This window comes from Mycobacterium sp. (assembly GCF_032162605.1).
Classification (GTDB): domain Bacteria; phylum Actinomycetota; class Actinomycetes; order Mycobacteriales; family Mycobacteriaceae; genus Mycobacterium.
In genome coordinates, this window is the sequence record NZ_JAVROT010000095.1 from 1 (window position 1) to 2,585 (window position 2,585).

At 64.6% G+C, this 2,585-nt stretch carries 3 protein-coding genes; 2 read left to right on the plus strand and 1 reads right to left on the minus strand.

What is annotated here, in order from left to right; genetic code table 11:
• The first annotated feature begins 2 nt into the window (after window positions 1–2).
• The gene (locus QOI01_RS05755) at window positions 3–398 is read left to right on the plus strand and encodes a DUF2550 family protein (protein ID WP_526379226.1); all 396 of its coding nucleotides are present in this window, start codon (window positions 3–5) and stop codon (window positions 396–398) included.
• On the opposite strand, the gene QOI01_RS05760 is transcribed toward QOI01_RS05755, so the two are convergent.
• Window positions 395–970, minus strand: a complete 576-nt coding sequence (locus tag QOI01_RS05760; protein WP_526379227.1) for a cob(I)yrinic acid a,c-diamide adenosyltransferase — start codon at window positions 968–970, stop codon at window positions 395–397. The genes QOI01_RS05755 and QOI01_RS05760 overlap by 4 nt on opposite strands.
• Before the next feature lie 68 nt (window positions 971–1,038).
• Between QOI01_RS05760 and murA the strand changes: the two genes are divergently transcribed.
• A complete protein-coding gene (murA, locus tag QOI01_RS05765) occupies window positions 1,039–2,292 on the plus strand; it encodes a UDP-N-acetylglucosamine 1-carboxyvinyltransferase (protein ID WP_526379228.1) in 1,254 nt (417 codons plus the stop codon).
• The last annotated feature ends 293 nt before the right edge of the window (window positions 2,293–2,585 follow it).

A 2,585-nucleotide genomic window follows, 5' to 3' on the forward strand; every position in this document is an offset into this window, starting at 1 on the left:
TGCTGATCGTCGTCGCGCTTACTTATCGGCTGTGGAAGCTGCGTCAGGTGGGGGGCTCCGCCGCGATTCTGCGTGACATCCCTGCCATCGGCGGACACGGCTGGCGCCACGGAGTGGTGCGCTACCGCGGAGGGGAAGCCGGTTTCTACCGGTTGTCGAGTCTGCGGTGGTGGCCGGATCGTCGTCTGTCCCGCCGTGGCCTCGAGGTGGTCGGCCGGCGAGCGCCTCGCGGTGACGAGTTCGACATCATGAGCGCCGAGATCGTCGTCCTGGAACTTCGCGATACAGGCCCCGACAGCCGCCGAGGCTACGAGATCGCTCTCGACCGTGCTGCTTTGACCGCGTTCACGTCGTGGCTGGAGTCGCGTCCATCCCGCGCGCGGCGGCGGACGAACTAACGCCCGGCGCCGCCGGGCTGCCAGAGCACGTCGCCATCGGGGTTTGCGACGCGCGTCAAGATGAACAGCAGATCCGACAGCCGGTTGAGATACTTCGCAGGCAGCACGCTGACCGAGTCGCCGTGGTGCTCGACGGCGCGCCACGCCGAACGTTCCGCACGCCGCGCCACGGTCCGCGCCACGTGCAGGAGTGCCGACAGGGGAGTACCACCAGGCAGAATGAAGGAATTCAATGCTGGCAGTGGCTCGTTGAACTCGTCGCACCAGCCTTCTAGCCGGTCGATGTAGTCCTGGGTGATCCGCAGCGGCGCGAACTCGGGATTCTCGACCACCGGGGTGGACAGGTCGGCGCCCGCGTCGAACAGATCGTTCTGGACCTGCCGCAGCACCTTGAGGATGGGTTCGTCCGGTGCGCCCAACGCGACGGCAACGCCGATCGCGGCGTTTGCCTCATCGCAGTCGGCGTACGCCTCGAGCCGCGGATCGTTCTTGGACACTCTGCTGAAATCGCTGAGCCCGGTCGATCCGTCGTCGCCTGTGCGGGTGTAGATGCGGGTCAAATGGACGGCCATGGGAAAACCGTACTCGGCACGCCGGGCGAAACTCACGGGAGACGCCTGCGCTGTTTACACTGACCGGCGTGAGCGAGCGATTCGTGGTGACCGGTGGGGCCCGGTTATCGGGCGAAGTCGCCGTAGGGGGAGCAAAGAACAGCGTGCTAAAGCTGATGGCCGCATCGCTGTTGGCGGAGGGCACCAGCACGATCACGAACAGCCCCGACATTCTCGACGTCCCGCTGATGGCGGAGGTGCTCCGAGGTCTCGGAGCTACCGTGGAGATCGAGGGCGACATCGTCCGGATCGCCTCGCCCGACGAATTGAAGTACGACGCTGACTTCGCGGCGGTGCGTCAGTTCCGCGCCTCGGTGTGCGTTCTCGGGCCGCTTGTCGGGCGGTGCAAGAAGGCCAAAGTGGCGCTGCCGGGTGGTGACGCGATCGGATCGCGGCCACTGGACATGCATCAGGCCGGTCTCCGGCAGCTCGGCGCACGATGCAACATCGAGCACGGCTGTGTGGTCGCCGAGGCAGACCATCTCAGGGGCGCAGAGATTCAGCTGGAGTTCCCCTCCGTCGGGGCAACCGAGAACATCCTGATGGCCGCAGTTCTGGCCGAGGGGGTCACCACCATCCACAACGCGGCGCGTGAGCCCGATGTCGTCGACCTGTGCACGATGCTCGTTCAGATGGGTGCGCAGATTACGGGCGCGGGTTCGTCCACGTTGATCATCACGGGCGTCGACCGCCTGTACCCGACCGAGCATCGGGTGATCGGTGATCGCATCGTCGCTGCCACATGGGGAATTGCCGCCGCGATGACGCGCGGCGACATCTCGGTGACCGGGGTTGATCCGCAGCACCTGCAGTTGGTGCTGCACAAGCTCCACGACGCTGGGGCCACCGTGACGCAGGACGACAACGGATTCCGCATCGTGCAGTACGACAGGCCCAAGGCCGTCAACATGGCCACGCTTCCGTTCCCGGGGTTCCCGACGGATCTGCAGCCGATGGCAATCGGCCTGGCGTGCATCGCCGACGGCACATCGATGATCACGGAGAACGTGTTCGAGGCGCGTTTCCGCTTCGTGGAGGAGATGATCCGACTCGGCGCCGACGCGCGGACCGATGGTCACCATGCCGTAGTCCGAGGCATCCCGCAGCTCTCGAGTGCGCCGGTGTGGGCCTCTGACATCCGGGCGGGTGCCGGCCTGGTGCTGGCCGGTCTGGTCGCCGACGGCGACACGGAGGTTCACGATGTCTTCCACATCGACCGCGGCTATCCGCTGTTCGTCGAGAACCTCGTCACCCTCGGTGCCGAAATCGAGCGGGTCACTTAGCTTTTCGGCCGTCGCGGCCTCAAAAGGTGGCTGTGGCGTGCGGTTTTGGGATACCGGCCATCCCGGGGTAGTCTCTATTCAGTGCCTACGGCCCCGGTCCCAAAGACCGGAAGGACGAGGATTGACGTCACCGCCACTGTGAAGTACAGTGGCAGGGTTGCCTGAAATCCGGGTGTGTTGTTTGAGAACTCAATAGTGTGTTTGGTGGTTTTTGTTTGTTGTTTTTGGCCATCCTCGTGGGGGACTCCTCGTCTTCCTTTGGTGGGGGTGGTTTTGTTTTATTTTGCCAGTTT

Coding starts and splice junctions, on each gene's coding strand:
- QOI01_RS05760 (WP_526379227.1), bottom strand. CDS start 970: ATGGCCGTCCATTTGACCCGCATCTACACCCGCACAGGCGACGACGGA.